General features: G+C 42.5%; 37 protein-coding genes. 33 read left to right on the forward strand and 4 right to left on the reverse strand.

Annotated elements, in window-relative coordinates; all coding sequences use genetic code 11:
• Positions 1–42: 42 nt before the first annotated feature.
• From AYJ08_RS06765 to AYJ08_RS06820, 12 genes are all read left to right on the forward strand, one after another.
• Positions 43–726 (forward strand): flagellar brake protein, encoded by a 684-nt coding sequence (locus AYJ08_RS06765; RefSeq protein ID WP_064017083.1) that lies wholly within the window; start codon positions 43–45, stop codon positions 724–726.
• A 35-nt stretch (positions 727–761) separates the two neighbouring features.
• A complete protein-coding gene (locus AYJ08_RS06770) occupies positions 762–947 on the forward strand; it encodes a DUF5359 family protein (RefSeq protein WP_031414472.1) in 186 nt (61 codons plus the stop codon).
• A 119-nt stretch (positions 948–1,066) separates the two neighbouring features.
• Positions 1,067–1,717, forward strand: a complete 651-nt coding sequence (gene cmk / locus AYJ08_RS06775) for a (d)CMP kinase (protein WP_003338507.1) — start codon at positions 1,067–1,069, stop codon at positions 1,715–1,717.
• A gap of 14 nt (positions 1,718–1,731) precedes the next feature.
• Positions 1,732–2,325: a lysophospholipid acyltransferase family protein gene (locus tag AYJ08_RS06780; protein ID WP_003338508.1), complete on the forward strand. Its 594-nt coding sequence runs from the start codon at positions 1,732–1,734 to the stop codon at positions 2,323–2,325.
• Positions 2,326–2,503: 178 nt separating this feature from the next.
• Positions 2,504–3,685 (forward strand): 30S ribosomal protein S1, encoded by a 1,182-nt coding sequence (gene rpsA / locus AYJ08_RS06785; RefSeq protein WP_064017084.1) that lies wholly within the window; start codon positions 2,504–2,506, stop codon positions 3,683–3,685.
• Between the two features lie 177 nt (positions 3,686–3,862).
• Positions 3,863–4,519 carry a YphA family membrane protein gene (locus tag AYJ08_RS06790; RefSeq protein WP_064017085.1) on the forward strand — a complete coding sequence of 219 codons (657 nt, stop codon included), beginning with the start codon at positions 3,863–3,865 and terminating at the stop codon, positions 4,517–4,519.
• Positions 4,520–4,527: 8 nt separating this feature from the next.
• Positions 4,528–5,442 carry a YIEGIA family protein gene (locus AYJ08_RS06795; RefSeq protein ID WP_064017086.1) on the forward strand — a complete coding sequence of 305 codons (915 nt, stop codon included), beginning with the start codon at positions 4,528–4,530 and terminating at the stop codon, positions 5,440–5,442.
• Entirely contained in the window at positions 5,439–5,621 is a 183-nt protein-coding gene (locus tag AYJ08_RS06800; RefSeq protein ID WP_031414480.1) for a capping complex subunit for YIEGIA, read from the forward strand. Before AYJ08_RS06795 ends, AYJ08_RS06800 begins: the two co-directional genes overlap by 4 nt.
• 55 nt (positions 5,622–5,676) lie before the next feature.
• Positions 5,677–6,990 (forward strand): ribosome biogenesis GTPase Der, encoded by a 1,314-nt coding sequence (der, locus tag AYJ08_RS06805; protein ID WP_031414482.1) that lies wholly within the window; start codon positions 5,677–5,679, stop codon positions 6,988–6,990.
• 18 nt (positions 6,991–7,008) lie between these two features.
• Complete coding sequence (plsY, locus tag AYJ08_RS06810; RefSeq protein ID WP_064017087.1) at positions 7,009–7,608, forward strand: glycerol-3-phosphate 1-O-acyltransferase PlsY; 600 nt, start codon at positions 7,009–7,011, stop codon at positions 7,606–7,608.
• 17 nt (positions 7,609–7,625) lie between these two features.
• Entirely contained in the window at positions 7,626–8,660 is a 1,035-nt protein-coding gene (locus AYJ08_RS06815; RefSeq protein WP_082890890.1) for an NAD(P)H-dependent glycerol-3-phosphate dehydrogenase, read from the forward strand.
• Between the two features lie 83 nt (positions 8,661–8,743).
• Complete coding sequence (locus tag AYJ08_RS06820) at positions 8,744–9,007, forward strand: stage VI sporulation protein F (RefSeq protein ID WP_031414485.1); 264 nt, start codon at positions 8,744–8,746, stop codon at positions 9,005–9,007.
• A 133-nt stretch (positions 9,008–9,140) separates the two neighbouring features.
• Here the strand turns inward: AYJ08_RS06820 and AYJ08_RS06825 are convergent, their stop codons facing one another.
• Positions 9,141–9,707, reverse strand: coding sequence for a hypothetical protein (locus AYJ08_RS06825; protein ID WP_064017088.1), 567 nt, complete (start codon positions 9,705–9,707; stop codon positions 9,141–9,143).
• Between the two features lie 149 nt (positions 9,708–9,856).
• Here AYJ08_RS06825 and AYJ08_RS06830 point away from each other — a divergent pair, with 149 nt between their 5' ends.
• The 7 genes from AYJ08_RS06830 to folE all read left to right on the forward strand — a co-directional run bounded on the left by AYJ08_RS06830 (position 9,857) and on the right by folE (position 14,638).
• Positions 9,857–10,021 (forward strand): DUF2768 family protein, encoded by a 165-nt coding sequence (locus AYJ08_RS06830; RefSeq protein WP_255193573.1) that lies wholly within the window; start codon positions 9,857–9,859, stop codon positions 10,019–10,021.
• An 11-nt stretch (positions 10,022–10,032) separates the two neighbouring features.
• Entirely contained in the window at positions 10,033–10,332 is a 300-nt protein-coding gene (locus tag AYJ08_RS06835) for a 2Fe-2S iron-sulfur cluster-binding protein (RefSeq protein WP_064017089.1), read from the forward strand.
• 15 nt (positions 10,333–10,347) lie between these two features.
• Positions 10,348–10,692, forward strand: coding sequence for a 2Fe-2S iron-sulfur cluster-binding protein (locus AYJ08_RS06840; protein ID WP_031414490.1), 345 nt, complete (start codon positions 10,348–10,350; stop codon positions 10,690–10,692).
• A gap of 10 nt (positions 10,693–10,702) precedes the next feature.
• A complete protein-coding gene (locus AYJ08_RS06845) occupies positions 10,703–11,419 on the forward strand; it encodes a hypothetical protein (RefSeq protein WP_064017090.1) in 717 nt (238 codons plus the stop codon).
• Positions 11,420–11,626: 207 nt separating this feature from the next.
• Entirely contained in the window at positions 11,627–13,105 is a 1,479-nt protein-coding gene (gene spoIVA, locus AYJ08_RS06850; protein WP_064017166.1) for a stage IV sporulation protein A, read from the forward strand.
• Between the two features lie 404 nt (positions 13,106–13,509).
• Positions 13,510–13,782 carry an HU family DNA-binding protein gene (locus AYJ08_RS06855; protein ID WP_003338529.1) on the forward strand — a complete coding sequence of 91 codons (273 nt, stop codon included), beginning with the start codon at positions 13,510–13,512 and terminating at the stop codon, positions 13,780–13,782.
• Positions 13,783–14,071: 289 nt separating this feature from the next.
• A complete protein-coding gene (gene folE, locus AYJ08_RS06860) occupies positions 14,072–14,638 on the forward strand; it encodes a GTP cyclohydrolase I FolE (RefSeq protein ID WP_173645579.1) in 567 nt (188 codons plus the stop codon).
• A 436-nt stretch (positions 14,639–15,074) separates the two neighbouring features.
• Here folE and AYJ08_RS06865 read toward each other — a convergent pair whose 3' ends face one another.
• Positions 15,075–15,482, reverse strand: coding sequence for a lectin (locus AYJ08_RS06865; protein ID WP_064017091.1), 408 nt, complete (start codon positions 15,480–15,482; stop codon positions 15,075–15,077).
• Positions 15,483–16,495: 1,013 nt separating this feature from the next.
• Between AYJ08_RS06865 and AYJ08_RS06870 the strand changes: the two genes are divergently transcribed.
• From AYJ08_RS06870 to AYJ08_RS06895, 5 genes are all read left to right on the forward strand, one after another.
• Positions 16,496–17,230, forward strand: coding sequence for a geobacillin-26 family protein (locus tag AYJ08_RS06870; protein WP_064017092.1), 735 nt, complete (start codon positions 16,496–16,498; stop codon positions 17,228–17,230).
• A gap of 343 nt (positions 17,231–17,573) precedes the next feature.
• A complete protein-coding gene (locus AYJ08_RS06880; protein WP_064017094.1) occupies positions 17,574–18,257 on the forward strand; it encodes a tyrosine-type recombinase/integrase in 684 nt (227 codons plus the stop codon).
• Between the two features lie 211 nt (positions 18,258–18,468).
• The gene (locus AYJ08_RS06885; protein ID WP_064017095.1) at positions 18,469–19,053 is read left to right on the forward strand and encodes a hypothetical protein; all 585 of its coding nucleotides are present in this window, start codon (positions 18,469–18,471) and stop codon (positions 19,051–19,053) included.
• Between the two features lie 146 nt (positions 19,054–19,199).
• Positions 19,200–19,418: a helix-turn-helix domain-containing protein gene (locus AYJ08_RS24370; protein WP_231929028.1), complete on the forward strand. Its 219-nt coding sequence runs from the start codon at positions 19,200–19,202 to the stop codon at positions 19,416–19,418.
• A 475-nt stretch (positions 19,419–19,893) separates the two neighbouring features.
• A complete protein-coding gene (locus AYJ08_RS06895; protein ID WP_064017096.1) occupies positions 19,894–20,118 on the forward strand; it encodes a hypothetical protein in 225 nt (74 codons plus the stop codon).
• Positions 20,119–20,346: 228 nt separating this feature from the next.
• On the opposite strand, the gene AYJ08_RS06900 is transcribed toward AYJ08_RS06895, so the two are convergent.
• On the reverse strand, positions 20,347–20,532 hold the full coding sequence (locus AYJ08_RS06900; protein WP_064017097.1) for a hypothetical protein: 186 nt from the start codon (positions 20,530–20,532) through the stop codon (positions 20,347–20,349).
• Positions 20,533–20,683: 151 nt separating this feature from the next.
• On the opposite strand from AYJ08_RS06900, the gene AYJ08_RS23440 reads away from it, so the two are divergent.
• The 3 genes from AYJ08_RS23440 (at position 20,684) to AYJ08_RS06910 (ending at position 21,863) form a co-directional block, all read left to right on the forward strand.
• Entirely contained in the window at positions 20,684–20,824 is a 141-nt protein-coding gene (locus tag AYJ08_RS23440) for a hypothetical protein (protein ID WP_231929029.1), read from the forward strand.
• 406 nt (positions 20,825–21,230) lie between these two features.
• Positions 21,231–21,512, forward strand: a complete 282-nt coding sequence (locus AYJ08_RS06905; protein WP_157452818.1) for a hypothetical protein — start codon at positions 21,231–21,233, stop codon at positions 21,510–21,512.
• A gap of 87 nt (positions 21,513–21,599) precedes the next feature.
• Positions 21,600–21,863, forward strand: coding sequence for a hypothetical protein (locus tag AYJ08_RS06910; RefSeq protein ID WP_064017099.1), 264 nt, complete (start codon positions 21,600–21,602; stop codon positions 21,861–21,863).
• Positions 21,864–21,960: 97 nt separating this feature from the next.
• Here AYJ08_RS06910 and AYJ08_RS06915 read toward each other — a convergent pair whose 3' ends face one another.
• Positions 21,961–22,254, reverse strand: coding sequence for a hypothetical protein (locus AYJ08_RS06915; RefSeq protein ID WP_064017100.1), 294 nt, complete (start codon positions 22,252–22,254; stop codon positions 21,961–21,963).
• Between the two features lie 126 nt (positions 22,255–22,380).
• On the opposite strand from AYJ08_RS06915, the gene AYJ08_RS06920 reads away from it, so the two are divergent.
• From AYJ08_RS06920 to AYJ08_RS06950, 6 genes are all read left to right on the forward strand, one after another.
• Positions 22,381–22,647, forward strand: a complete 267-nt coding sequence (locus AYJ08_RS06920) for a hypothetical protein (protein ID WP_064017101.1) — start codon at positions 22,381–22,383, stop codon at positions 22,645–22,647.
• A gap of 160 nt (positions 22,648–22,807) precedes the next feature.
• Positions 22,808–23,020: a hypothetical protein gene (locus AYJ08_RS24375; protein ID WP_231929030.1), complete on the forward strand. Its 213-nt coding sequence runs from the start codon at positions 22,808–22,810 to the stop codon at positions 23,018–23,020.
• Between the two features lie 379 nt (positions 23,021–23,399).
• Positions 23,400–24,080 (forward strand): ATP-binding protein, encoded by a 681-nt coding sequence (locus tag AYJ08_RS06935; protein WP_231929043.1) that lies wholly within the window; start codon positions 23,400–23,402, stop codon positions 24,078–24,080.
• On the forward strand, positions 24,077–24,259 hold the full coding sequence (locus AYJ08_RS06940; protein ID WP_064017104.1) for a hypothetical protein: 183 nt from the start codon (positions 24,077–24,079) through the stop codon (positions 24,257–24,259). Before AYJ08_RS06935 ends, AYJ08_RS06940 begins: the two co-directional genes overlap by 4 nt.
• A 26-nt stretch (positions 24,260–24,285) precedes the next feature.
• Entirely contained in the window at positions 24,286–25,629 is a 1,344-nt protein-coding gene (locus tag AYJ08_RS06945; RefSeq protein ID WP_064017105.1) for an AAA family ATPase, read from the forward strand.
• Positions 25,630–25,912: 283 nt separating this feature from the next.
• Positions 25,913–26,614: a toprim domain-containing protein gene (locus AYJ08_RS06950; RefSeq protein ID WP_231929031.1), complete on the forward strand. Its 702-nt coding sequence runs from the start codon at positions 25,913–25,915 to the stop codon at positions 26,612–26,614.
• Positions 26,615–26,805: the final 191 nt, after the last annotated feature.

The following is a 26,805-nucleotide window of genomic DNA, read 5'->3' on the forward strand; positions in this document are numbered from 1 at the left end:
GTGTATAATGTTGGAAGAGGGTGAGAAGGGGAGGAAATAAGAGTGAGTGTGCTACCTCAAGTAGGACAAGTGATGCGTCTATCTCTCGCGTCCATGTCAGAAGAGCAAAGTAAAAAAGTATATAAGACTAGAGTAGCAGATTATTCTGAAAAAAACTTTGCGATTGAATTACCCATCGACGAGGAAACAGGCAGTACGAAGCCTCTTCCAATTGGAACGACCTGTTTCGTATGGTATATTGGACAGGATGGTTCGCGTTTTGATTTTGAAACCAAAATTGTTGGTACCAAGCAAGAAAATATACCAATGCTTTTAATGGAAAAAGTGCCAAAGGAGCAGATCGTTCGCACGCAACGCAGAGGCTATTTACGAGTACCTGCAAGCTTTGAGGTCTCTGTTAGCTATCCAAGCATTCGAGGAAAACAGAAGTTCCTAGCGAAGACGCTGGATATTAGTGGTGGCGGTCTAGCATTTGCATGTCCCAAGAACCATTTCTTGGAAGAAGAGCAGGAAGTAGATATGTGGATTAGCTTGCCAGCTAAAGCGGGGACTGTTAGTCATGCCTTTGCCAAAGCACAGGTAGCACGCGTTCAGGAGCAGGAGCTGAGTGACTTTAATTGGACATCCCTACAGTTTACAGCCATATCGGAAGCAGATCGAGCTAAAATTGTTCGCGTATGCTATGAACGTCAATTGGAAATAAGACAAAAAGGTATAGTTGAATAACGGTTGACTATCAACAGGAGGAGGAGCGTTACTCCATGAAAAAATCAACGTTTGATGCTCGCTTTATATTGCTGTCCAGTCGTTTAGAGCGATATCTTATTAAAGCTATCATTATTTTTATTACTTCTATACTGTTGGCTCAAACTATTTTAACATGGGGTTCCATTCGCCCTTATTTCGTTCGCGTTGAGAGAGTGGAGGGCATTCCAGCCATCCGCTAATTTGCTTCATATGCGCTACTGTGGTACAATATACCATAGCTTGGCTTCGACGAACTGTCTTCGCTCGAGGCTTTTCTTCATTATTAACGTATTTAAACTCTAGTAGGTGAATTTACATAATGAATATTGCAATTGATGGACCTGCTGGTGCAGGGAAGAGTACCGTAGCACAACTTGTTGCTGCTGCATTACAGTACGTTTATATTGATACAGGAGCGATGTATCGGGCTTTGGCTTGGGCTGTATTAAAGAACGGAACTGCAATTGAGGATCAGGAATCCGTTGCAAGCTTGCTACAGCAAGCCAAGATTGAGTTGAAGCGCACAGAGGAAGGACAGCGTGTGTATTGGGATCATGAGGATATCACTCATCAAATTCGCACACAGGAAGTTAGTAATTATGCTTCCGTAGTGGCGAGTTATCCAGCGGTTCGTGCTACGATGCTGATACTACAACGTGAGATGGCTCAGCAAGGAAACGTGGTTATGGATGGGCGTGATATAGGTACTCACGTGTTGCCTGAAGCTGAGGTGAAGATCTTTCTGACAGCTTCCATAGAAGAGCGAGCTACACGTCGTTTTGGTGATCTTCTTGCTAAAGGAGAGCAACCTGATATAAACGAATTACAAAAGGAAATTGCAGAGCGTGATAAACGTGACCGTGAGCGAGAAACAGCACCGCTCAAGCAGGCTGATGATGCTATCTTATTAGACACCACTGGCATGCCGCTAGATGAGGTTGTTAATAAAATTCTTGCGCTTTGCAAATGATTGGGTGAAATACATTGATTCTTTATAAATTTTTTCGAGCTATCTTCCGTATTGTGCTTAAAGGATTATACCGGTATGAGTCCATTGGATATGAGAATGTGCCAAATGAAGGTCCAGTCATTCTGTGCTCTAATCATATCAGTAATTGGGATCCGCCCTTACTAGGATGTGGAATAGATAGACAAGTCAGTTATATGGCAAAAGAAGAATTGTTTAGGTTTCCTGTTTTGTCCCACGTATTGAAAAGCTTTAACGCTATTCCCGTTAAGCGCGGTGGTAATGACCGTGGTGCTATCCGCACTACGCTACAGGTTCTAGAGCAGGGAAAGGTCTTTGGTATTTTTCCAGAAGGAACGCGAAGCAAAACCGGAGAATTGGGCGAAGGAAAGACGGGAGTAGCGATGTTTGCTCTCAAATCAGAGGCAGCTATCATTCCTGTGGCAATCATTGGACCATACCGTTTGTTCCACAAAGTAAAGGTCGTGTATGGAAAGCCAATTGATATCTCGAAGTACCGAGAGGCTAAAAGCAGCAGTGAAACGATGCGCGAGGTAACGCAGGTGATTATGAGCGAGATTCAAAAATTAAAAGATACTCATCAACAGTAGCGCAGTTACATTTCTGGAATTTTGTATGGTTTTTCCAGTATCATCATATAATAATAGCTACTCTCCTGCTTAAAATTTGGAAGACCACACGCCATTGGCGGGGTTTAATATATTTTGTTCACAGGTTGGCTTCAATAACACTTACATGTCAATGTTGGCATTCGAGGAGGTTTGTTCAATGGTCGATGGCACAGATAACAACGTAAGTCTAACAGATGTTCAAACTCTGTCCGTAGGGGACATTGTGAAGGCAAAAGTGACAAAGGTAGAAGAGAAACAAGTATTGGTCGATGTAGGCTACAAATATGATGGTCTTATCCCAATCAGTGAGCTTTCTGGTCTTCATGTAGAAAAAACTTCTGATATTGTTTCAGAAGGCGATGAGTTTACTGTAAAAGTAACAAAACTGAATGAAGAAAAAGAAGAGCTGGTTGTTTCGAAAAAAGCGGTAGATGCTCAAATAGCATGGGAAGAACTAGCTAAAAAGCAACAAAACAATGAAACGATCGAAGCAGAAGTGAAAGACGTAGTAAAAGGTGGACTTGTAGTTGATGTAGGTCTGCGTGGTTTTATCCCTGCTTCTATGGTAGAGCGTCATTTTGTAGAGGATTTTAGCGATTACAAAGGACGTACGCTCACGCTAAAAGTTATGGAATTGGATCAAGAAAAGAATAAGGTGATCCTTTCTCATAAAGCTGTGTTAGAAGAAGAGGCCAAAGCGAGCAAAGGCAAAGTACTGGATAGCATCGAAGCAGGAAATATTCTTGACGGTACTGTTCAACGCCTGACTGATTTTGGCGTATTTGTTGATATCGGTGGTGTAGACGGGCTGGTACATGTGTCCGAATTAGCTTGGGAGCATGTAGATAAACCTGCTGATGTAGTAAAAGAAGGCGACAAGGTTAAAGTGAAGGTTTTGAAAGTGGATAAGGAAAATGAGCGTATCAGCTTGAGCATGAAAGAAGCGCAACCAGGTCCTTACCATGATATTGCTGAGAAATTCAAAAAAGGTGACGTGGTCACTGGTACGGTGAAGCGTTTAACCGGTTTTGGTGCATTTGTAGAGATTGCTCCTCGTGTAGAGGGCTTAGTGCATATCTCACAAATCGCAAACCGCCGTGTGAAATCACCTAGCGAGGTATTAAAAGAAGGGCAAGAAGTAAAAGTGAAGGTCCTTGAAATCAATCCTGCTGAGCAACGTGTAAGCTTAAGTATTCGCGCGGTAGAAGAAGATCGCGAAGAAGAAGCAGAACGTATATCTCGTAAGGAACTGCAACAATATACACAAGACAACAATCAACAGGGTATGGGTGTAACGCTGGGCGATTTGTTCGGCGACCTACGTGACAAGTTAAAATAAACACGTAAATACCGTAATATACAAGAAAGAGGCAACTGCTCGTTAATCATTAGATTAATGGAGCGGCTTGCCTCTTTTTTAGTAGATTTTGTCAAATGGGGTTACTTGTCCTATATCTGAGTCATACTAGGATTACTTACCGATTAAGCCTATGTTAACTAATGAAGGTGTTGTCAAATGAATGATGGAACAATAGCCATGATAGTAGAGTGGACACTGCTTTGCGTGGTCTGGATGGGACTTACTGATCGTTTTTTACATCAAATGGGCTGGAAACGTTCAACAGCGTTGTTGATTCTAACGGCTTTTCTTGTTACAAGCTACAGTGAGTGGCGACTTTTTCTTCTGCCTGTAGAGGTAAATGTGAGCGGGATGCTTCTCCCATTATTGTTAGGGGGGGCATTATGGTATCATCTCAAAAAGAAGCGGCGAAAGTATATGATAACGAGTGCTATCCTTCTAGCCTTTGCGCTTACCTTATTGCGTAAATTGTTTTTTTGGGACCCGGTGCTTTTATTCATAGATGAGGTAATGATTTTACCGGTTCTTTGTGTCATTTTGTGTTTTATTGTGACTAGGTATGCTATCTACCATTGGTTTTTACTGTGTGTTGCTTTTCCATTATCAGATGCGTTTTATCAGGCTTCTTTTCTATCCCTTACAGAACGCTGCATCATTGGAGGAGAGTACCAGCAAGATCTATTTTGGACATCATTCGCCTTGTGGTCAAGCTGTTATTTGGCGATTCAATTGCTTCAAAAAACGGGTGTGGCCTTGCGCACAAGAATTGCCCCTTTGATTCGGTTTAAATCAAAATCTCCTACGAACAGGTGAAACAACATATGATCAAAGAATTGCTTTCAAATGAGTACGTGGTCCCCCTTTTGCTTGGAATTCTCGCTGGGATTATCACACGTCTGTATTTACTTCGGACAGATTATCGGCAATATCCTACCTATCCTCATGGTAAACTAATTCATGTAGCATTAGGAATTATTGCCTCTGGATTAGGGGCGGTTGCGGTACCATCCTTTTTAAAGGAGGATTACACTGCGATTACGTTTTTAGCTCTTGCTGCTCAACAGTTTAGGGATGTTCGGAACATGGAACGAGCAACCCTGTCAGAGATAGATAAGCACGAACTCGTTCCACGAGGCGGGAGTTATATTGAAGGAATTGCGATGGTTTTCGAAGGACGTAATTATCTGGTCATTTTCGCTGCATTTTGTACTACGTTTGCGACTGTGCTGTTCAATTGGTACGGAGGAGTATTGGTAGGTATAGTCGTTTTATTGATTTCTCGTTCATTTAAATCGGGAAAATCATTGAAATACATAGTGGACGTGGTACCCTCATCTATTCGTCTCGATGGCGTGAATTTATATGTAGACGACATTTATATGATGAATGTAGGGTCACCCGAAGCTCAGGAAATCATCAGGGAGCGAGGCGTAGGGTATATACTAATTCCTAAGAATGCCAATGCAAAGGTAACGATTGCGCATCCAGGACAACGCCAGGCTATTCTTCACGATGCCTCAACGATTTTAGGAATTTATTCAGACGAGGGGGAGCCTTCTCTTACTCCTTTGGTAAAACGAGATTTGAAATCGGGTCGTATGGGGATTTTCCTGCTACCCTATGAGCAAGGAATCGAAAAAGGGAAGAGTGTTCTTGAAAATACGCCTGTTATTGAAAGTGCCATTCGGATGCCTAGTGAAGCTAAGGTAAATCAGCCAAAGGGGAGTTCATCATGAGTGCTGGTATTGTGGCGATCATTACAACCAGAAAAGGAGATATAGCAGGCGGAGCGCCTATCTTTTTTGCCAAGGATAATCAAGAGATGCAAGAGATGGCGTTTACACTAGAAAAAATAACAGATGCAATGATTCATCAAATTACACCAGAAATCCTGGTCATTGTTAGGCACAAGTAGAATATGGTATGATTAATAGATGAAATAAGCTAGCAGAGAGAGAGTGTTGTGTAGTATGGGATTACCAGTAGTTGCAATCGTAGGCCGCCCAAATGTAGGGAAGTCAACGATCTTTAATCGATTGATCGGCGAAAGAGTTGCTATAGTAGAAGACAAACCAGGAGTTACACGTGACCGTTTATATGCAAAAGGTGAATGGTTAAATCGTGAATTTCACGTCATTGATACAGGTGGAATTGAATTTGCTGAGACGGATCAAATCTTAACGCAAATGCGCTATCAGGCAGAATTGGCTATTGATGAGGCAGATGTTATTATTTTGATCGTTGATGTACGCTCTGGAGTCACTGATGCTGATTTAAATGTAGCTCGTATGTTAAACCGGACAGGAAAGCCAATTGTATTAGCTGTCAACAAAGTAGATAATTTTGAGATGCGTAATGATATCTATGAGTTTTATCAATTGGGCGTAGGAGAGCCATTCCCGATCTCAGGATCACATGGTCTTGGCTTAGGTGATATGCTAGATGAGGTTTTCCATCATTTGCCTCCTGTGGATGCAGAGGAAAAGCGCGATGATGTGATTCGTGTGTCTATCATTGGACGTCCTAATGTAGGGAAATCCTCTTTAACCAACGCCATTTTGGGCGAAGAGCGCGTAATTGTCAGCGAGATCGCAGGAACAACACGCGATGCGATAGATACGCCGTTTGAACGTGATGGACAGGAGTATGTGCTAGTAGATACAGCCGGTATGCGTAAAAAAGGCAAAGTATACGAGGGCACCGAGAAGTATAGCGTAATGCGCGCACTTAAAGCGATAGAGGATTCTGACGTTGTATTGGTGGTAATCAATGGCGAAGAAGGCATCATCGAGCAAGATAAGAAGATTGCCGGATACGCACATGAGGCTGGCCGCGGAGTCATCATTGTAGTGAACAAATGGGATGCCTTGGAAAAAGATGATAAAACCATGCAACGTTTTACAGAGCTGATCCGCGAAGAGTTCAAATACTTATCGTATGCACCGATTCTTTATGTTTCTGCGAAGACAAAACAACGTGTTCATACCATTTTACCTAAAGTAAATGCTGTAGCAGATTCACAATCAATGCGAGTGAACACCTCGGTCTTAAATGATTTGATTACGGATGCTACCATTATGGCACCTCCGCCAACAGACAGAGGAAAACGTCTTAAAATCAATTATACGACACAGGTTGCTGTTAAACCACCAACGTTTATCGTGTTTGTAAATGATCCTGAGTTAATGCATTTCTCCTATGAAAGATACTTAGAAAATAAAATTCGTGGAGCGTTTGAATTTGAAGGAACGCCAATCCGAATTTTAACCCGTAAGAAAACATAGGGAGTGGAGAATGCAATGATGGTATTGATTTCTCTGGTCATCAGTTATTTGCTTGGTTCTGTCAGTTTCAGCTATTTAGTTGCTAAAAAAATAGCTGGTATTGACATCCGAAGTCATGGTAGTGGGAATGCTGGAGCGACTAATACGCTTCGCGTTCTAGGGAAAGGACCGGCAATTGTGGTTTTACTTTTGGATCTACTAAAAGGTGTGCTAGCCATGTACATAACTCATTGGCTTACTAATGGAGATCCTGTGGCGTATGCTTTTTCTGGAATATTAGCGATCGTTGGGCACAATTGGCCCATTTTTTATGGATTCCGTGGCGGCAAAGGCATTGCTACAACTGTTGGGGTAGCTTTGGCCTTATCGCCACTAGCATTTTTGATTTGTACGATTCTGACTATTATTTGTATTGCCATTACCAAGTATGTCTCTGTGGGATCGTTGCTTTTTGTTACTTTATTTCCTATCTTGATTTGGTTTTTTAAACAGGACATTTACATTTTCTTGATTACCTTAGCCATTCCTGCATTGGCTTATTATCGGCATTATTCCAATCTGGTTAATCTATGGAACGGAACAGAGCGTAAACTTGGTGATAAATCGAATAGAAACTAAGCTGAGTGGAGGGAAGAATGTTGACCAAGCGCATAGCAGTGATTGGAGCAGGCAGTTGGGGCACCGCCCTAGCTTCAGTCTGTGCAGCGAATGATTTTCAGGTGACATTATGGGTTCGAGATCCAAAAAATGCACATGAGATCAACACAAACCATACTAACGAAAAGTACTTACCAGGCATCACATTACCCGACACGATCGTTGCAGAAACAGACCTACAACAAGTGGTTGCAGAAAAAACTTCTATTATTCTGGCATTGCCTTCAAAGGCAATGCGTGAGGTAGTAAAGCAAATATCTCCGTGGCTACACCCTGATGTGACCCTTATTCATGCAACCAAAGGCTTCGAGCTGGAGAGCCTAAAACGCATGTCAGAAGTCATCAGAGAAGAGGTGCCCAAGGAGATTGGCGATCGCGTTGTGGTGTTAACAGGACCAAGTCATGCTGAAGAAGTAATTCAAAAATCACCAACAACAGTCGTTGTAGCTTCCGAATGTGAGGAAAGCATGCTCAAAGCTCAGGATATTTTGATGAATTCCTACTTCCGTGTATACACCAACCCTGACATGATCGGTGCTGAAATTGCAGGTGCCTTAAAAAATATTATTGCCCTCGGAGCTGGTCTTAGCGATGGGTTAGGATATGGGGATAATGCCAAAGCTGCATTGTTGACCCGTGGTTTGGCCGAAATAGGACGTTTAGGTGTAAAATTGGGTGCTAATCCTTTAACGTTTGCTGGACTGGCAGGAGTAGGAGACTTGGTGGTGACGTGTACCAGTAAGCATAGCCGTAACTGGCGAGCTGGTTATATGCTAGGCCAAGGAAAAAATCTTGATGAAGTTCTTGCTCATATGGGAATGGTTGTCGAAGGAGTGCGCACCACTAAGGCTGCAAAAGCACTAGCTGAGAGAGAAGGCGTAGAGATGCCCATCACCAAGGTGTTTTATCAGGTGTTCTTTGGGGATTGCTCCCCTCGTCAGGCAGTGGAAGAGCTGATGGGGAGAGGGCGCAGACTTGAGCTAGAAGATATCGTTCGTTATAAGGATAAATAGGCATTACACCAATTTTGCTCCCGCTTCATACGCTAAAGAGAGTACCCATTGTGATAATTGGGACGTATGAGGAGGAGTTGCACATGAATAAGCGAATATCTAGAAGTTTGTTGAACAAGTTAACGGGCAAGACTAACATTGATCAATCGCAGTTGTTCCAGCTTGCTAGTTCTTTTAATAAAGAGGACTTACAAGATGAGCAGAAGCTGCGTCAGTTGATTCAGATGGTTTCCATGATGAGCGGAGTTGCCGTAAGTTCAGACAAAGAAGAAGAGATTATGGGAATGGTTCAAAATGGCTCCTTTAATCCGGCTGATCTCTCTGGAATGCTTGATAAAATGAAATAGGCTCCTTTTGCTTATAAATGGGCCGCTGCGCTAGTTCCCAGCCTTCTACAATCACATAGAGTAAAATAGGAACAATCATGGCTCTACAGGGACATGGCTGCTCTATCCAATCAAGAAAAAAAAGAGGGGAATATTACCCCTCTTTTTTTCGTTTGCCAGAATCGCTTGATGATTGAGTTAAAAGACTTTGCACTAGAGGTGATTGCAGCAATCCCAACAATTGGCCGATGTCTAGTCCGCTAAATGGGTTTGACGTATTTTCTTGAGCAGGAGCTTTTTCTTCCATCTCCTCCTCATCGTCAAAGAGGAAGGCAGATTCATGTTGTTGCTTTTTATTCGGGCTCTCTTCACTCGCTGATTTCACGTCTTCGCTTTTATTTACCTTCCTAAACGATTCCAACATCTCCATTGCACCAAAGATCGATTCCATTGTATCTTCCATTTGGCGAATAGTTGAGCTAATCCCTTTAATGTTACTTCTGACCTTGGTGACAGAGGTACGCAAATCAAGGTTGCTTAGGATATCCAGCGATGGCAGCTTTGATAAAAGTCCCTTTTTTTGAACAGTTTCTGCCACTACAGGTTCTTTTACAGCAATAGTTACATTTTCTTTTCCTTTTGTTTTGGCTTTATTGACACTCGGACGAGAAGGTTTTTTATTGATGGTGACATAAGGATTTCGCCATTTTCGCTTACTCATGCAGCTCCCTCCATATGGGCGTGGATTATCTCAATATCCTATGCGACTACTCTTAAATAGGTTCTTGACCCGGATAATTATGCTATAATCAGGCTAAAAAGAAAAAGTAAAGGACGCAGAAGAATATGTACATTGACCCCATGACTAAAATGAATATTTCGCTTCTTGCGATTTTTCTTATGTTTGTGTGCAATTTACTCTTGTTATTCTCACGTAAAAAAGCGGGGACATTCCTAGGTATTATTCTGAAAATCTTGGCATTTCTCATGCTGTTGATTGTGTTTGGAATGATTTTAATCGTATTACTAGTCTAGGAGATGGTAGAATGAAAGAATTGACATTGGTTACCAAGCTTGGAGAGTCTCATGAAGTCATAATTGAAAAAAATATGACTATTGTAAAATTAGCGAAAAAAAATAAAATCCAATGGGGTCATGCATGCGAAAGAGGTATCTGCGCACAATGCCGTACAAAGGTTTTGAAAGGAGCAGAATTTCTTAATGAAGTCACAAAAGAAGAAAAGCTGCGTCTAAAAAAAGCAGAGCGTCAGGACCATTATCGTTTGGGGTGTCAAATCCAAGTACAGGAAGAGGGCCCCGTTCGCTTGTGGCATGTCCCATATTAAAGTGAGGGAGCAGATATGCCAAAAGTAACATTTTATCCGAGTAAAAAAACCATAAAAGCTCGTCCGGGACAAACAATATTGCAGCTCTCCCGCGTAGCTCGTGTCGCTATACCTACCCGTTGTGATGGAAATGCTGCTTGTTTGTTATGCAAAGTAACGATTGAGAAGGGAACAGTTTCACCGTTATCAGCCAGTGAAGAACGTAAATTAGCCGAGCGTGATAAAGCGAGGGGAATGCGTTTAGCTTGTCAGGTCCGAGTGCTGGAGGAAGACCTTGTAGTGCGCATTCCTGAGTCAAGATGGAAATCAGTTGTGGAGAAAGCCTTGGAGCGTCAACGTCTCGAGGAGGAAGAATGGTAGGAGGAACAACATGATTCAGAAGAAGGTTCAATTATTTGCTCTTGTACTTTTGCTTTCCAGTTTCGTAAGCGGTTGCTTATACCCAGCAGACCGGAAATCGGAGAATCAGGTACCGCATCCAATTTATGTAGAACAAACGCAAAAGGCAGTAGAACAACTTCAAGAGCAATCCGGAGTGTTACCTATTGTTACGAAGGATGCATCAACGCCTTACTTTGAAAAGTATGAGGTGGATTTTACCAGACTAGTTCCAAAGTACATGCCAGATGCCCCGGCCAATGCTTTTGAAAAAGGGGGTAACTTTAAGTACGTCTTGGTTGATGTGGAAGAAAAGCCATTGGTGAAACTCATTAATTTACCTACAGTTAGTCTAGTGGCAGATGTTCAGCAAGCGGTTATTCGTTATCAAATTTCTCATGATAAGCTACCTATTAAGGAGCACATAAGCAATGGTTATTTTTCCATACGCTATGATCTTATTGGCATAAAGGAGCCTGTAATCCATAGTCCCTATACACAAAATACTCTCTCATTAATCATGAATGCGAAAGGTGAAGTAGGGATTGATTACGCTATTGATATCGCTACGTTGCTACGTGAGAAGAAATGGAATGTGCCAAAGGGAACAGATCCACGCTATGTATTGGCACGGGAAACATTTTTCGTACCTGTGAAGTCCTTTCCTTACAAGCTGGTGAATCATGAACCAGAATTATTGCAATTATAAGCGAATAGTAGGAAATAGACAGGAATAATGAACGGGCGTCTGCATATTGCAGGCGTCTTTTTTTAGTTCTAAAAATACGATCTATTCATATATTGATACTGTCCACAACACTTGTACAAAAAAGATTATTAAAAATGTTCGAAATCAGGGATAAATAAGAAAAAGAGCCATAGATTTAAATAGACAATCACAAGGAGGTTTTCGATGGTGGAACGAATCGATATCTTTAAAGACATAGCAGAACGTACGGGCGGTGATATTTATCTTGGCATTGTGGGTCCTGTCCGTACTGGGAAGTCAACATTTATCAAACGTTTTATGGAGCAAGCGGTCATTCCTAATATTCCATCCGAGGCAGATCGTATTCGTGCCACGGATGAACTACCGCAAAGTGCTTCCGGCAAAACCATCATGACGACCGAGCCTAAATTTGTTCCAAACCAAGCTGTACAAATAAACGTAACAGAAGGCCTTAATATAAATGTACGCCTTGTGGATTGCGTCGGATATACAGTAGCTGGAGCAAAGGGGTTTGAGGATGAGAATGGTCCTCGGATGGTTAATACGCCTTGGTATGAAGAGCCAGTCCCATTTGAAGAGGCGGCGGAAGTAGGAACGCGGAAAGTCATCCAAGAGCATTCCACCATCGGAATCGTCGTAACAACAGATGGTAGCATTGCTGAAATACCTCGTGAAGGCTATGTGAATGCCGAAGAGCGTGTAGTAGCTGAATTGAAGGAAGTAGGCAAGCCTTTTGTGATCTTAATTAATTCCACCCGCCCTCGCTCAGAAGAAACACAAGCATTACGCCTCGAACTTCAAGAGAAATATGATGTTCCGGTTGTGGCTCTCTCTGTTGATTCAATGACAGAGTCGGAAGTTCTCTTGATTCTAAAAGAAGTATTATTTGAATTCCCTGTACATGAGGTAAACGTAAATCTGCCAAGCTGGGTCATGGTGCTTGAGAGCGGCCATTGGTTGCGTCAGAACTATGAGGAAGCAGTAGGAGAGACCGTTAAAGATATTCGTCGTCTGCGCGATGTGGACCGTGTAGTAGGACAATTTAACGAATATGAGTTTATTGAAAAAGCCGCATTAGCCGGTATGGATATGGGACACGGTGTAGCAGAGATTGATTTGATAGCACCTGATCATTTGTACGACCAAATCCTGATGGAAATCGTTGGCGAGGAGATTAGTGGCAAGGATCATTTACTACGAATTATGCAAGAATTTGCTCATGCAAAACGAGAATATGATCAGGTTGCAGAGGCACTGCATATGGTTCGTTCCACCGGCTATGGAATTGCGGCTCCATCTCTGCATGAAATGACATTGGATGAGCCAGAGATGATTCGACAAGGACCACGCTTCGGCGTCCGGCTTAAAGCTACGGCACCATCTATTCACATGATTCGTGTTGATGTGGAATCTGAGTTTGCCCCGATTATAGGAACTGAGAAGCAGAGTGAAGAGCTGGTGCGATACCTGATGCAAGATTTTGATAAAGATCCGCTGGCGATTTGGAACTCAGACATTTTTGGCCGATCCCTGCATTCCATTGTACGCGAAGGTATCCAAGCCAAGATTTTGATGATGCCCGATAATGCTCGCTATAAGCTGCAAGAGACTCTTGGACGTATTATTAACGAAGGCTCTGGAGGACTCATTGCCATCATCTTATAAAGGTGAAGCCACTATAGATAGACCCTGTTCTTTCTTTGTAGTACGAGAGAGGAGAACAGGGTTTTTTGCTATTGAAGAGAAGAAAATATAAAGCGACATAAGGAAGGAACCCATCAACATTATTTATTTGAGCTTGATTGAAAAAGCAACAGTTTTTTTCATTTTTTATGTAATAGGTGACGAATGTTTTTTAGGTGCTATCGTGTTTTTTTAACCAGTGTTCTCCTGCTAGAGAACTGTTTTTCGCATTTGATGTGGAAAAGTCTTGTAAAAATAAAATCTCTGTATTACTATAAGCTTGTCAGAAGGCATAATTACGCCATTCTGCGTATAAAATTAGCTGAATCTGTTAAGACATGTAATACCATCTATGCAACTCCAAGCTTTGAGGGGAGGTGAATGTAATGAATAAAACAGAACTCATTGCAAAGGTAGCTGAAACGTCTGAACTAACTAAGAAAGATGCTACAAAAGCAGTTGACGCTGTTCTTGATGCGATTTCTGATGCGCTAAAAGAGGGTGACAAAGTGCAATTAATTGGCTTTGGAAACTTCGAAGTGCGTGAACGTGCTGCTCGTAAAGGCCGCAACCCGCAAACAGGGGAAGAGATCGAGATCGCTTCCAGTAAGATTCCTGCCTTCAAACCTGGTAAACAGCTGAAGGATTCAATCAAATAGATTGAAGCTCCAAGATCTTACATATAAAGGTCCCAAAGAGAAGTAGCTGCAATTTGCTACCTTCTTTTAGGGGCCTTTTTTGGGGAGTTCATTAATAAATGGCCTCTTAAACTCTCAAAGTGCAATCCAAATGCTCTCCTAATCTGTAAATTGTTATCATAAAGGATGAAAAAGCAGTCTAATTAGGATATAGTAATAAGTAAGTTTCTACACATTGGTGTTTTGTATTTTTATATAGGGTATGATAAAATTGGCTTGTTCTTGTTGCGAAGGGTTTGAGGAGGCTGTCATTATGAATGTAGATCACGAAAAAATAAAACAAGCTGTTCGAATGATCCTAGAAGCTGTCGGTGAAGATCCAGACCGAGAAGGCTTATTGGATACACCAAAACGCGTAGCAAAAATGTACGCAGAAGCTTTTGAAGGCATGAATGTTGACGAAGAGACATACTTCGAAACCATATTCAGCGAAGACCATGAAGAAATTGTACTCGTTAAAGATATTCCTTTTTATTCTATGTGTGAACATCATTTAGTACCGTTTTTTGGAAAAGCGCATGTAGCTTATATACCAAAGGGTGGACGAGTTGTAGGATTGAGTAAATTAGCACGAGCTGTGGAAACGGTAGCACGTCGTCCACAATTGCAAGAACGTATTACTTCCACTGTAGCGAACGCCATTATGAAGAAACTAGAGCCACATGGTGTTATGGTGATGGTAGAAGCAGAGCATATGTGCATGACCATGCGTGGTGTGAAAAAGCCTGGCTCTTCTACTGTAACTACCGCTGTTCGTGGAGTATTTGAAAAAGATGCTAATGCACGTGCAGAGGTTTTGCAATACATCAAAGCTTAGTATCCTGTCGCGAAGAGCGAGCCGATTTTACTTCCTATGATAACGAGAAAATGAAAACCCGCCTTTCTTTGTAAGGCGGGTTTTAGTGTGTTTCTATGACCTGTTTTTGAAATGAACCCAAAGCCCACCACTCCTCTTACATAGGATGCGTGGGCTTTTTGCATAACGCTGGATTCATTTAGATATGGTCATTATCTTATTGAACCACACCCCCCCCATTAGGAAAAAAGAAGGGGGGATCGTGAGGAGCATAGGGGGAAATAAACTCTAAGTTGAGGTGTAAAACGGAACTTATGGGTTAACAACAGGGTTTTTGTTAGCTATCCACATTAATGCAGTCATGTAATGAAATGAATAATTATGTGATACAAACTAGATTGAGTAGTATGAAATGAAAAAAGCACCACCTGTAATGGCAGTGCGTCCATAAAGAAATCTAGTTTGTACCTGTCCACCAGATAGCTTTTTGAGCTAAGTATATAACCACGTTCCCATCATTTTGTACAACCAATCTGGCTCCAGGGTTATTGTGGGTATTGGAATGCCAAATTGCATGAGGATAACCGTAAATTACTAGATTTCCATCTGTTTGCATAATTAAGTTACTAGCAGCTTGACCGTGTGTATTAGAACTCCATAATGCTCTTCCTCTTCCATAAAGGACGAGATTCCCATCATCTTGCATGATCAATTGATATTCACCATTTGTCGACTTCAGATACTGTCCTCTGACAAGCTTTTCACCCGGATCGAGGTGGTCTTCTCCTGCAGCCGCGAAAGCTGGGATGCTTAACAATAGCATCATGGCAAAGAGAAAAAATGAAGCGGTAACCTTTTTTAGCACATGAAACACTTCCTTTCATTTGATATGTTGATATGTGGAAATAATATCATATGATTCTAAAAATTACCAATATATTTTTTATTTCTAAATTAATTATTGAGTTAGTCTTTTTGCTGAGTAACTTTATTTAGACCTAGCTAGTTGAATAAGAATCGTGAAGGAAGGAATCTCCGGAAACTTTGGAGTTTCTTTGTGGTGGGGAGAAAAGGAGCGGATGATAGATGAATGGAATGGAATCAAATACATAACACGAATTCTATGATTTATTTATACTGGATATAGAATTACCCAACGAAATAATTGAAGTAGAGAGTAGAATAATACGGACAAGAAATCACATATTCCTATTTCTCACAGTGGAAGGGTATTGTGGCTTCCTACGTGGAGGATGGATCGGATGCCTAAAGGCTTGTGGAATATAAAACTCATCGTGAACAATTGGGGAATTGAAATGAAAAAACACCTCCTATAAAGGCAGTGTGCGAGAACTATGGCCCGTGCCAGTGGACCATTGTTGTTAAAAATCTTTGTTATAGAAAACAACCTTTGTTCATAATATCCAAAATATAACAATAATATAAATATAAGGAAGTAGGTTAAAGCCAATGAAAAAAGTTTTAGCATTCTCACTGGCTTTTGGTTTAGTTTTTGGAATAGCTGGATATACTTCTACGCCGGCACAAGCCTCACAGCCCTCCGATTTAATTTGCATCCCACTAAAAGGTGGGCTATGGTTTTGTCATTATTAGCTTCTCATTAAGGAAGCGGTACATCGAAAAAGTAGCCAAAGAGGACACCAGACGGACAACGTTAGGTGTCCTTGTTGTTCGTTCAATAATGTAGGTGATATCACGGACTAGCATATCGAATATATTCGCAGGATTTTCGAAAGGAGAAACATACCGTTTCATTTTTTGCTTTGTTAATTATTTCAATATATCATTGATATTCTTGATAATAGCAATTATACTAATTTGTGTAAAATAATTAGTATATATTTCCAAGGAGAAAAAATGAAAAAAGTGAATTTATCTAGTGCTCTTGTTTTATCAGTACTGGCTTCATCTAGTATGCCTGCTTTTGCTATAAATGAATCTAATCAAATGGTTGAAGCAGAAACCCTTGTAGACAGTCAAGGAAATAGATATAAGATTGAGATTTTAGAGGATAATGACAGTGTAAGAGTAGAGAGTGAAAATGGAATTATCGAGGCTACAGATGATAAGATGAATTACACTATAGAATTCAATGAAGATGGCACCATAACGCAGGTCTCTTTAGCAGATTCTGCCGAACAGGTAAAGAAAGAAAAACACAAGCAAAAACAGTCTAAAATGGCGGCTTTTGCAAAGAAAGATATCGTACGAGAATCACATGAAAAATCCTATGGATATTATTATGTAATCGATAAAAGTGGCAGCAAAAAGTACTGGGATGTCGGAAACGGTAAAGAAGGAATCTATGTAAAACAAACCTCTAGTAATAAAGATGATTTGTTTCATTATGAGGATAAAGTTAATGAGTTAGTGAAAGCTGAGGCTCTGTTAGTAGTGAACACATCTATTTCATTCTCTGCATTTTTGGCAAGTGCAAAAGGAATAAAATCGGGTTGGGGCGCTGATAGCATGATCGCCTTTTTTGGAGGTGCTGGTTTTGGCTTGGCAGCGGCCGTTAACGCTGCGGATGTGGTTCTAGCTGAGAGAAAAGCAGCACATGCATTTGATATTATTATGGATGGAGAAAAATAGTGGGTGAAATAATAGCAAATATTTTTATAAACAAGTGGGTTTTGTTGAGTTTACCGTTGTGTTTATTTCTTAATATATTATTCCAGCCTTTTCTTTTGAAGGGTAAATTTGAAAAATTACGAAAGGCACTCTTTATTTTAAATCTTGTAGGATTCGTATATTCGTCTATCCTGTTTATTTATATTATATACAGTTCAAAACTCTTTTTTAATTAAAGTCCTTTCATACCCTCGTCCTATGGAACTGTGGAAACTATTACACTGGTAATCGCGGTGATAGCGTTGGTTATCTCGATCGCCGCGGAAAGGTTACTTCGGATGTGATAAGAAGCTATATCACATGGATGCTAGGTACGAAGAGAAAATGGGAAGGGCATGCGCACAAAAATGAAGAGGACAAGACCGTAGGACTATCTCCGGTTACAGTTAACACGCGATTGAAACCTCTTAGAACACTGTTTAATTATCTCAAAGAAAACGATTTAATCGAGACAAATGCGTTTGAAAGGATTCCGAAGGTTAAAGAACCTGAAACAGACATAAAGATATTGAGTGTAGAGCAATTGAAAAAATTGCTTAATACACCAGATAAGCGTAGTTATGCCGGATTTAGAGATTTTGTCATAATGAATCTTTTAATTGACTCCTTTATGAGAATCGGAGAAGTTGTATCAATTAAAAAAACGGACATAGATTTCGAGTCAGGTATTCTTAATCTGAGTTCAAAGCTAACTAAATCCAGAAGGAGCAGAATAGTTCCTCTGCAAAAAAGTACCCTAAAACTATTAAAAGAGTTAATTCGCGAATGTGACGATTTCGGATCAAATTATGTGTTTTTAACAAATTATGGAGAGCCTGTAACTACTAATCACATTAGACAGCAATTAAAAAAACATGCGAGAGCGGCCGGTCTTCAGATCAGAATTTACCCCCACCTTTTCAGGCATACTGCCGCAACACTATTCTTAGAAAATGGGGGAGATATGAGACATCTTCAAAAAATTCTTGGGCATGCGGACAATCATTAAATACACCCACCTCTCGCAACGATCAATAATAAATCAACACGAACAATACTCTCCATTAAAACAAGTAATAGAGCCATTAAATAAAAGTAGGAAAATTCTACGCTAGTCCCTCGGGGCTGGCGTTTTTTCTGTTCAGAAACTTTTGAATTGTACTTAATACGCTCTCACTGTAAACTATAGGAAGAGGTTTGACTATGGGAGGGGAGATTGCATGGCTTTCTTAGGACTAGCTTCTGTGCTATTATTCTTTATTTCGTTGATAATAATTATTAACCCCAAATGGCTATCAAAAGGGAATTTTGTTTTGACTAGAAAGAGAGGTACTTTGATCCTATTATTATCGTTTGTAGGTTTCATAAGTGCCTTTGTCTTAGATAAACCAACAAGCACTACGTCGCAGCAGGCGATAACTAGCAATGCACAAAACGAGGAGCAACCAAAAACACAAGAAGATCAACCCAAGATACAGATTGAGGACGCGATTATAAAGAGAGTGACCGACGACATGAAGAAGAGAGACTTCGTTAAGGACGCGGCGATTACCTTAGACAAGGGCCGAGTTAGTCTAGCCGTGATTGTTGATTATACTGTTAATAAAGATACTGCAAAACGTATTGGAGATAATTTTGTAAGAACACTCGGAGCTGCGGCAGGAGGAAAATTCCCTGAAAAGGACTATTATGGAGAGGTTTACGATTATTATGATTTGTTAATTACAGTCGCAACGCCTGACGAGACAATAATATCGACAGGGGCGAAAGTTAAGAATGTATCAAGTATTAAATGGGATAGCTAAGGAGGTTTTATGACTCCTTGGCTATTTTTTTTCAAAAATGTACCACGTCTACCAGTCTTGGAGTCTTTCATCAGTAAAATTTTTTATGAAACGTCCCAATTTCGACTACCTCATGCCCCTATTAGGAGTAAAGGGGTAAAACGTTCATGACCGAACATAATCTCGTATCAGTCGAAACACAATCGGAGTTCTCCGTCACTAGCGGTCGCCGCGAAACCCGCATCTTCCTAAAAATGTACGTCGATGCCGTACACTCCGGCTTCTTAGCGGACATCGGCGACGAGAACTGGCGGACACTCTGCGTTATAGCTTCGTTCATGAACGAGAAGGGCGAGTGTTACCCTACGCAAGAGATGATTGCGTAAAGGCTCGGAGTCAGCCGCCAGACAGCGAATAGGCGCGTCAAACGACTGCTAGAATACCGTTGGAATGGGCGAGAGGTTATTCAAGCGATGAAGGAGCGAGACGGGAAAGGGCGGTGGGTTAACGCGAGATATACAGTGCTTCCGATCAGTCATCTAGCGATATTTAACTCCGGATAGGGCGGGTTTATTGTCCATGTCTCACGCGTCTGACACCGATACCTCGGATACGGATAGACTTGACACTAACAATAACTAATCTTTAACAAGAAAAAGATAGCGCATCAATCAGTCACTACGTTCCTTCTATCGCGCGGTCAATGTATTAAAAAAGAAACATGAAAAGATTATGGCGCGGTAACAGATGTATAAGTGAATTGATAACTAAGGCTAATCAATAGGAGGGATCGCGTTCTATGGAAATTATCACAGCAATTCAGGGAGGGCATCCATTCGTGATGTACACGGGTGCACGCCAATGACAAACAGTGAGACTATCGGGGAAGTTAAAGAGATGATACAACGGGCAAAGCTTGCACGAGACTTAGGAGCAGAACAAATATCTATCAACACTTTTATACAACTCAGTGCGTGGTTACTGATCTACATTCAAACTGTAGAAGAGATACGGCTGGAAATGGAGAGCTATAGTCCGCATGTAGATTATGTACGTACGAATCGAGTGAGAGACCATAGTAAGTAAAGAAAAATAAATGCAAATAACTAAAAGAATAAAAGAGCCTCCCTTTAAAGGAGGCATTAGCTTAAGTTATTTGATCACATTGCTCAACCTGACAGAAACTTTGTTGTTCAGCAGCGATTGCGGCACTGGAAACTGATAAGATCATCAAGGCACTAATTCCTATAGTAAATATCTGTTTCATATAATCGATCCTTTTTAGAAGTGTAGTGGTTTAATTTTCAGAAAAGGTTACCATGAACACATCTCTTGCATATTCCCTCTAGTAGATGGCGGGCATTTAGGATAGGGACCTACTGGACAATCCGTCTTACCATTAGGATTGCAAAAAGTTGCAAAAGTAGGCTTAGGCGAAATTGTAACCAAGCCTCCAACGATTAAGGTAGCTGTAAGAAATACACCCATTAGTTTCTTCATAAAAAATTGATCTCCTCTGCTGTTAAATTATGTATTAAGCATTATTTATATTATTATATTATTTCTTGTGTTTCAAATTTTTTGAATAAAAGAGCAATAAATTAATAGTATAAAATCTAAAAAAAAGATAAATCGGGTGGGAGGTATCGTGATGACCATGGTATGCGGAAGACCCTACGTTTTATTTGACCCCGAGCAGACAGCGGCAATCAAACGAGCTGAGCGAAAGGATGAGATAATTACGCAAATACTAGCTGGTTTGAATCAAGCAGTTGTTGGGGGTGACGAGTAGTAGTCGAATACACTTCCGATAAGGAACTACGTGATACGTTAATTAACGCACTTACTATATTGTTTTGTATCCCGGGCTTTACGTACGACGAGGATGTCGAGGAGACCCTAAACACCGTAGGTCTGCCGGAGATCGAATGGAAAGGGGACCGTGGGCTGATATGATGACGCATGAAGAAATTGAAGCGATACGTAAGCGTGCGGAGAAGGCAACGGAAGGACCTTGGCGAGTGGTTCCTGGTAAGATGGTTTGTTTCGATATATACGACGTATACGATTAGTTGGATCGCTCGCTTATTCATCGGGAAGAAGACGTAGAGTTCATTGCTCATGCTCGCGAAGACATTCCGAAGTTGCTAGCGGAGATCGAACGGTTGCAGACGAGTTGGCAACGGCTGGAAGAATACGTGTATAGCCGGCGAGAGGAGGCCTTTGCGTTTTACGAGACGATGGAGGGAGAGGGTGCCCGTGATTTCTACGGCAGCGTGTTCTCCGCATTTACTAGCGTGCGAGACAAGATTCAAGCAATAGATTGGGAGGGCGACGAAATGCTAACCCGACTCAAACTAGCTTACCACGCTTTTCAATTAAAACGCGTGGTCAAACGACGAATAGACGCAGATAAGGCGTATACACGACTTTTTTGTGAATGGCACGCGCTACGACTACGGAAAGGAAGCGATGTGTAAATGGAACGGAATCTACGCGAAGACTTAGAGATATGTTACGCGCCTACAGAAGGACCTTAGGTCGAGGATTATCACGAGGGGCACTGCGTGGAGGCAACGTCTATCCCGGCATGGGGAGGCGGTGTGATTGTTGCTAGTTGCGGTGAGAGGGCAGACGCTCGGTTTATCGCCGAAGCTCGTGACGGATGGCCTCATGCAATCCGGCGAGCATTGGACGCGGAGGCGGAAGTAGAAAGACTGCGCAAGCTAGTCCGTTTAATGGAGCCGTGCATCACTTACGATAAGTCTTCTTACGGTAACTATTTATGGCGCGAAGTAATGGAGGTGATTACGCATGAGCAACGCAAATAAACGTAAACTCCCACCTGCCAAGGCGTGAAAATTAAAACGGGCTGTCAAATTTAGAGGACAAAAAAATGACTGCCAAAGGCAGCCGATGTAAGTATCATTAAAGATCACATACTTTGTCAGTTGGTTTTACAAAAAAATTAGCATACTTTTCACCTATGTATGCTTCCCAAGTTCTACTTCCGTCTTTTCTTATTTCGTACACTTTGTAGTAACCTTCTATCTCTTGATAGATTCTTCCCTTATAAGGGTCACTCACTCTCTCGCATTTTTCATTTATAACTCTCTCAGCATATTCCTTCCTTTCGCCTACTACCTCATATGCATACGCAGTAGTTGCAAAGAGGCTGAATAGAGCGGTTGTAAAAAGGAATGTTTTAAAAGGCATTTTCATTGATACCAACCCTCTCTGAATATTTATATTTTCCATTCTAATATAATAATCCAATTTTGGAAAATATTATTTATTATAAGGAAATTGGAAAGCTTCGAATTTTAAGCGAAAAGGAGGCTAAACGCGATGATAACGGACAGATGCGTATGCTATTACGAAAGTGAACCGCCTTGCCCCTACTGCAAATATACCCACGAAAGTCTAATCGCATGGCTGGAACGTCGACTAGAGTATGCGGATTATTTATCTCTTCCTATCTATGTAAAACAATTCGAGCAGATGTGGGTGGAAGAGTACGGCGACCTTGACGGGATTCCGCAGGAACTAAAAGATCGAACGATGGAGAAGTATAAACGGATGAAAGGGGGTATGTTCGATGAGCAACGTAACTAATCGTAAACTTCCGCCCGCCAAGTCGTGGCGTGAACGGGAGGTCGCCGACTGGAACACGACGACTTTTACGGAGTATCTACGTGACCGACACGCAGAACTCTACGGACTCCCTTACGTTCCCGCCTGTGGCTGGCGGTCCGAGCAAGGCATAATTAAACGGATGATCGACGAACACGGAACGGAAATAGTCAAACGGTTTATTGACGGATGCTTCCGGACGTATAAGCCAACGCGACAGTACCCAACGTTGACCTTTACGTTTATGTATACGTATATGCGGGCGCGGGTACTGGCGACGGCATTGCGCGAGGAGAGACGAGTAACTGCGGCGGAGAATGTGTTGAGTGAGAATGAGTTGGTGGAATGGTTGTGACTTCAGTACATCTTATCGTCTTCGTCTGTGGGTAAAATTTCGCCATTCCACCCGCAAATGTCACATTCAACACCCCACCCATTGATCGCGGCTACGACTGTCTTGCCTTTTTTATCTTTACATTCGAGGCCTGTAAATTTTTTAAGATTAAAAGAAATATCAGGTATTGGACTTGCACAGTTAGGGCAGAAGATAGGTTTTGGCATTTTTGACACCTCAGTTCTTATTCAGTATAACACGTATGAAGTTATTGTAAGTAAATGTAATTCGGAGGTGAACGTCATTGAGCACGAACGCACCACACTGTATACTACGAGAACCCTGCCGCCATGCCAACGATCCGACCGCCTGCACCCGCCTCTGCCCGTCCTTCATCGCGATGCATGGAGCCAGCGGAAAAGGGGGCCGAGTAGCCGCCGCCTGCATCCCGAGTGACTACGCTCTTGTAACCGTTGAGACGGCACCGCCACGCGTCGAACAGCGTAGTATCTATTCGAATATCGAACGTTATATAACGACGTTTATACGCCAATTCAACGAGGTTTCAGAACCTTCTGAACGTATCAAGTCGCTGTACCTATTTTCGTATGAACCCGGAACGGGCAAGACCACGACAGCCGCCGCAATTGCGAACGCGTACCTAATAACGCATTACATCGGCTCGATCCAACGAGGGCTCCAGCCATTACAACGGCCCGTCTTCTTCCTCGACGTGAACGAGTGGCAGACGTTGTTTAACCAGTTTAATAGACCGAAAGTACCCGACCACATTGCCGAACCAGCATCCGGTAAATACTACGAATGGATGAAGCACGCGATGAATGCACCCTTCGTTGTGCTGGACGATATCGGAGTACGGGACGCGACCGAGGCTTTCCGAGGCGATCTTCATACGATTATTAACCACCGGGTGACGAATCGGATGCCTACCGTTTACACCTCGAACATACCGATGGAAGAGTTGGTTACTCTATATGATAAAAGACTATCGGATCGCGTGCGGGAGCAATGCTTGCAGCTAGGGTTCAATGGCGATTCGAAGAGGGGGATGCGAAAATGATTGCGAGGTTGTTTCGTATGAAACCGCGTATGACCGATGAGGAACGGGATTACTGCGCAGAGGCTTTTCTTGATTACGCGCTGCTAATAGAGTTTCGTAATGAGTTCGGGGAGCTGTCGGATGAGAAGGCGGATCGGTTGTCGGAGAAATTGTCAGAGTGGGGAAGACGTCTTTTGTAATACCTAACTAGCGGAGGTGAGCGGATTTGGCATACGGTGAATCGTTTCTTTCGAAAGTGATTGATACAAACGATACAGGCGCATTTATTCGATACGACATACGGGCCGAGCATTTCCCCACGGAGGCTGAACGGAAGGCCTACCGGTTCATAAAGGCCTACGCGGACAGCAACGGAGGGCAGGCGCCGGATTATCGGACAGTAGTCGCTGAGTGTGCAGGCTTTACGTACATGCCGGAAGTGGGCGACTCGTTCGAGTATATGGCGCGTAAGATAAGGAACGATGCGGGTAAGTTACGGCTACATTCGTTCTTAACTGGACAGGACGTTGGGGATAAGTTTACGGAACTGTCGACGGAAGAGTTTGCCGCGTGGCTAGTAGAACGCGTCGAAGAAGTACAAGTAAGTGTGCAGACAAAAAAGAGTATTGGACGATCTCTCGGTGAGCTGTCAGTCGAAATGCGTGAGGAATATAACAAACGCAAAGAGGGTAAGTCGTTCAGACTTTGGAAAACGCCATTTAACGCACTAAACGAGGCGATCGGCGGGTTGTTTACCGGTGACATCTACGGGGTAATGGCGGAGTCCGGTCGAGGTAAATCGTACTTCATCATTGTGTTAATAGACGAATTATTACGACAAGGTGCAACGGTTTTAGTTAAATCATTCGAGTTAAAAGCATTCCTATGGGTATCGCGTCTCCTTTCGGTCGCGACTGCAAGAGACGAAGCATTTGTTGACGAACGGACGAATCAATCGGTCGGTCTGCCGAATAAAAAGATACTTGCCGGCAAACTTGAAGGCGACGTTGAAGGCTATTTCTTCGATATGCTAACGCGACTTAACGAATACTACCCGGGTAAATTGATACTACAAGCTAAAGGGGACCGAGACCTAACGCGATCCCTTACGGAATTAGACTGTGAGCTTAAAATGCGACCAGATATTGACGCTGTTGTAGTCGATCCCTTCTACGGAATCTCAGACGTTTATGGAAGTAACGCAAATAAAACAACAGGGGGTGCGGCGGAACAGGCAGCACGTAAATTTGAACGAATCGTTGGGGAAAACGATGTAGTCGGAATATACGCGGTGCAGGCAACCGTTGAAAAGAAAACACGCGAAGAAGGAGACCGTGAAATCAAGCTCCCGACCCGCGACCAAGTAAAAACTACGAAAGCACTTCTCGACATTGCAACAAATCTATTCTCGTTTGATTCGGCGGATGGAAACGCTCAGTTAGGGATCGAGAAGGGGCGAAATGGCGCGGAGGACCTTACGGTGGATTTGATAGCGCTAATGGACTACGGTGTACTACGCGAACTACCGAGCAGCGAAGCAGCCGCAGATCAATTTAAGATGCCGTTTTAAGGAGGACGTACAAATGGAGATAGATATTCGGGCCGAGCTGGAACAGTTTTCGTGGACAGCCGCAACGTGGACGGATGATAAGCTGCTTGCGGCCAGCCCCTTCCGTTGGGATCGGTCGCCGTCATTCTACGTTTGGTTACGTGACAATAACGACCCACGTAACATAGCAAAAGCCGGCTATTGGTCGGATATGGGCGCGAAGGACCCGGATTACCAGCGCGGCGGTATTGTAAAGTTGCTCGCGTTTCTACGGGAGGAAACGGAAGAGGAGACGCAGGATTACTTGCGGTGGAAGTACGGGGAGGGAACGGTTGACCCCGAGACTCTTACGTTGGACTTGTCGGGGCGCTTACGCCTAGACCAGCCGCGAGTTCAGACGTTAGACGAACAGTACCTAGACAGGGACCATCCGTATTTAGCTTCGCGAGGTATAGCCGATGAGATACAGCAATTGTTCCGAACGGGCTATGATCCGAGGACTAACGCGATTACTATTCCTTGGTTTAACGCGGACGGAACGTTAGGGAACGTTAAATATCGGAAGGTTAACGAGAAGACGTTCTGGTACGCAAAGGGAGGGCGACCTATACGTGAAATGGTGCACGGGCTGGACATCATTTATAAGCAGAGAATTACGGGGGCCGTGCTCGTGGAATCGGAGATTGACGCGATGTATCTGTGGAGTGCGGGAGTGCCGGCAGTAGCGTTAGGTGGTTCGGCGTTCAGCGAAGAGAAGGCGGAGGCTTTGCGGAAGAGCCCGATAGAGATTATCGGGGTAATGGCGGACCACGACGAGGCTGGTCAGAAGATGAAACGGGCGGTCGTCGGAGGGCTGTCGGGATATATGACGGTTAACATCGTAGGGTATCCGATCCGTTATAAGGACCCAAACGAAATAAAAAATAGTGCGGAATTGATGAAATACTGTATGAGGGCGTTTACAAGTAAAAATAATTTTATTAATATTAATATTTGTATAGGATAATTTAGGAATATTGATCTACTTTTTCCTAAAAACCATTTCGTACCCTAAAAAATCAGCTAATTTTACCGCGTCATTAAAATTCATATTATCGCGATGTAGTCTATTCCTAAAGGTACTTACGTTAATATTTAATAACTCGGCCAGTTCGGAATAAGTTTTTATCTTATTTTCAGCTTTCATTATGTCTATTA

It is taken from the genome of Brevibacillus sp. SKDU10, assembly GCF_001645205.1.
In the GTDB taxonomy this organism is placed as follows: Bacteria; Bacillota; Bacilli; order Brevibacillales; family Brevibacillaceae; genus Brevibacillus_B; species Brevibacillus_B halotolerans.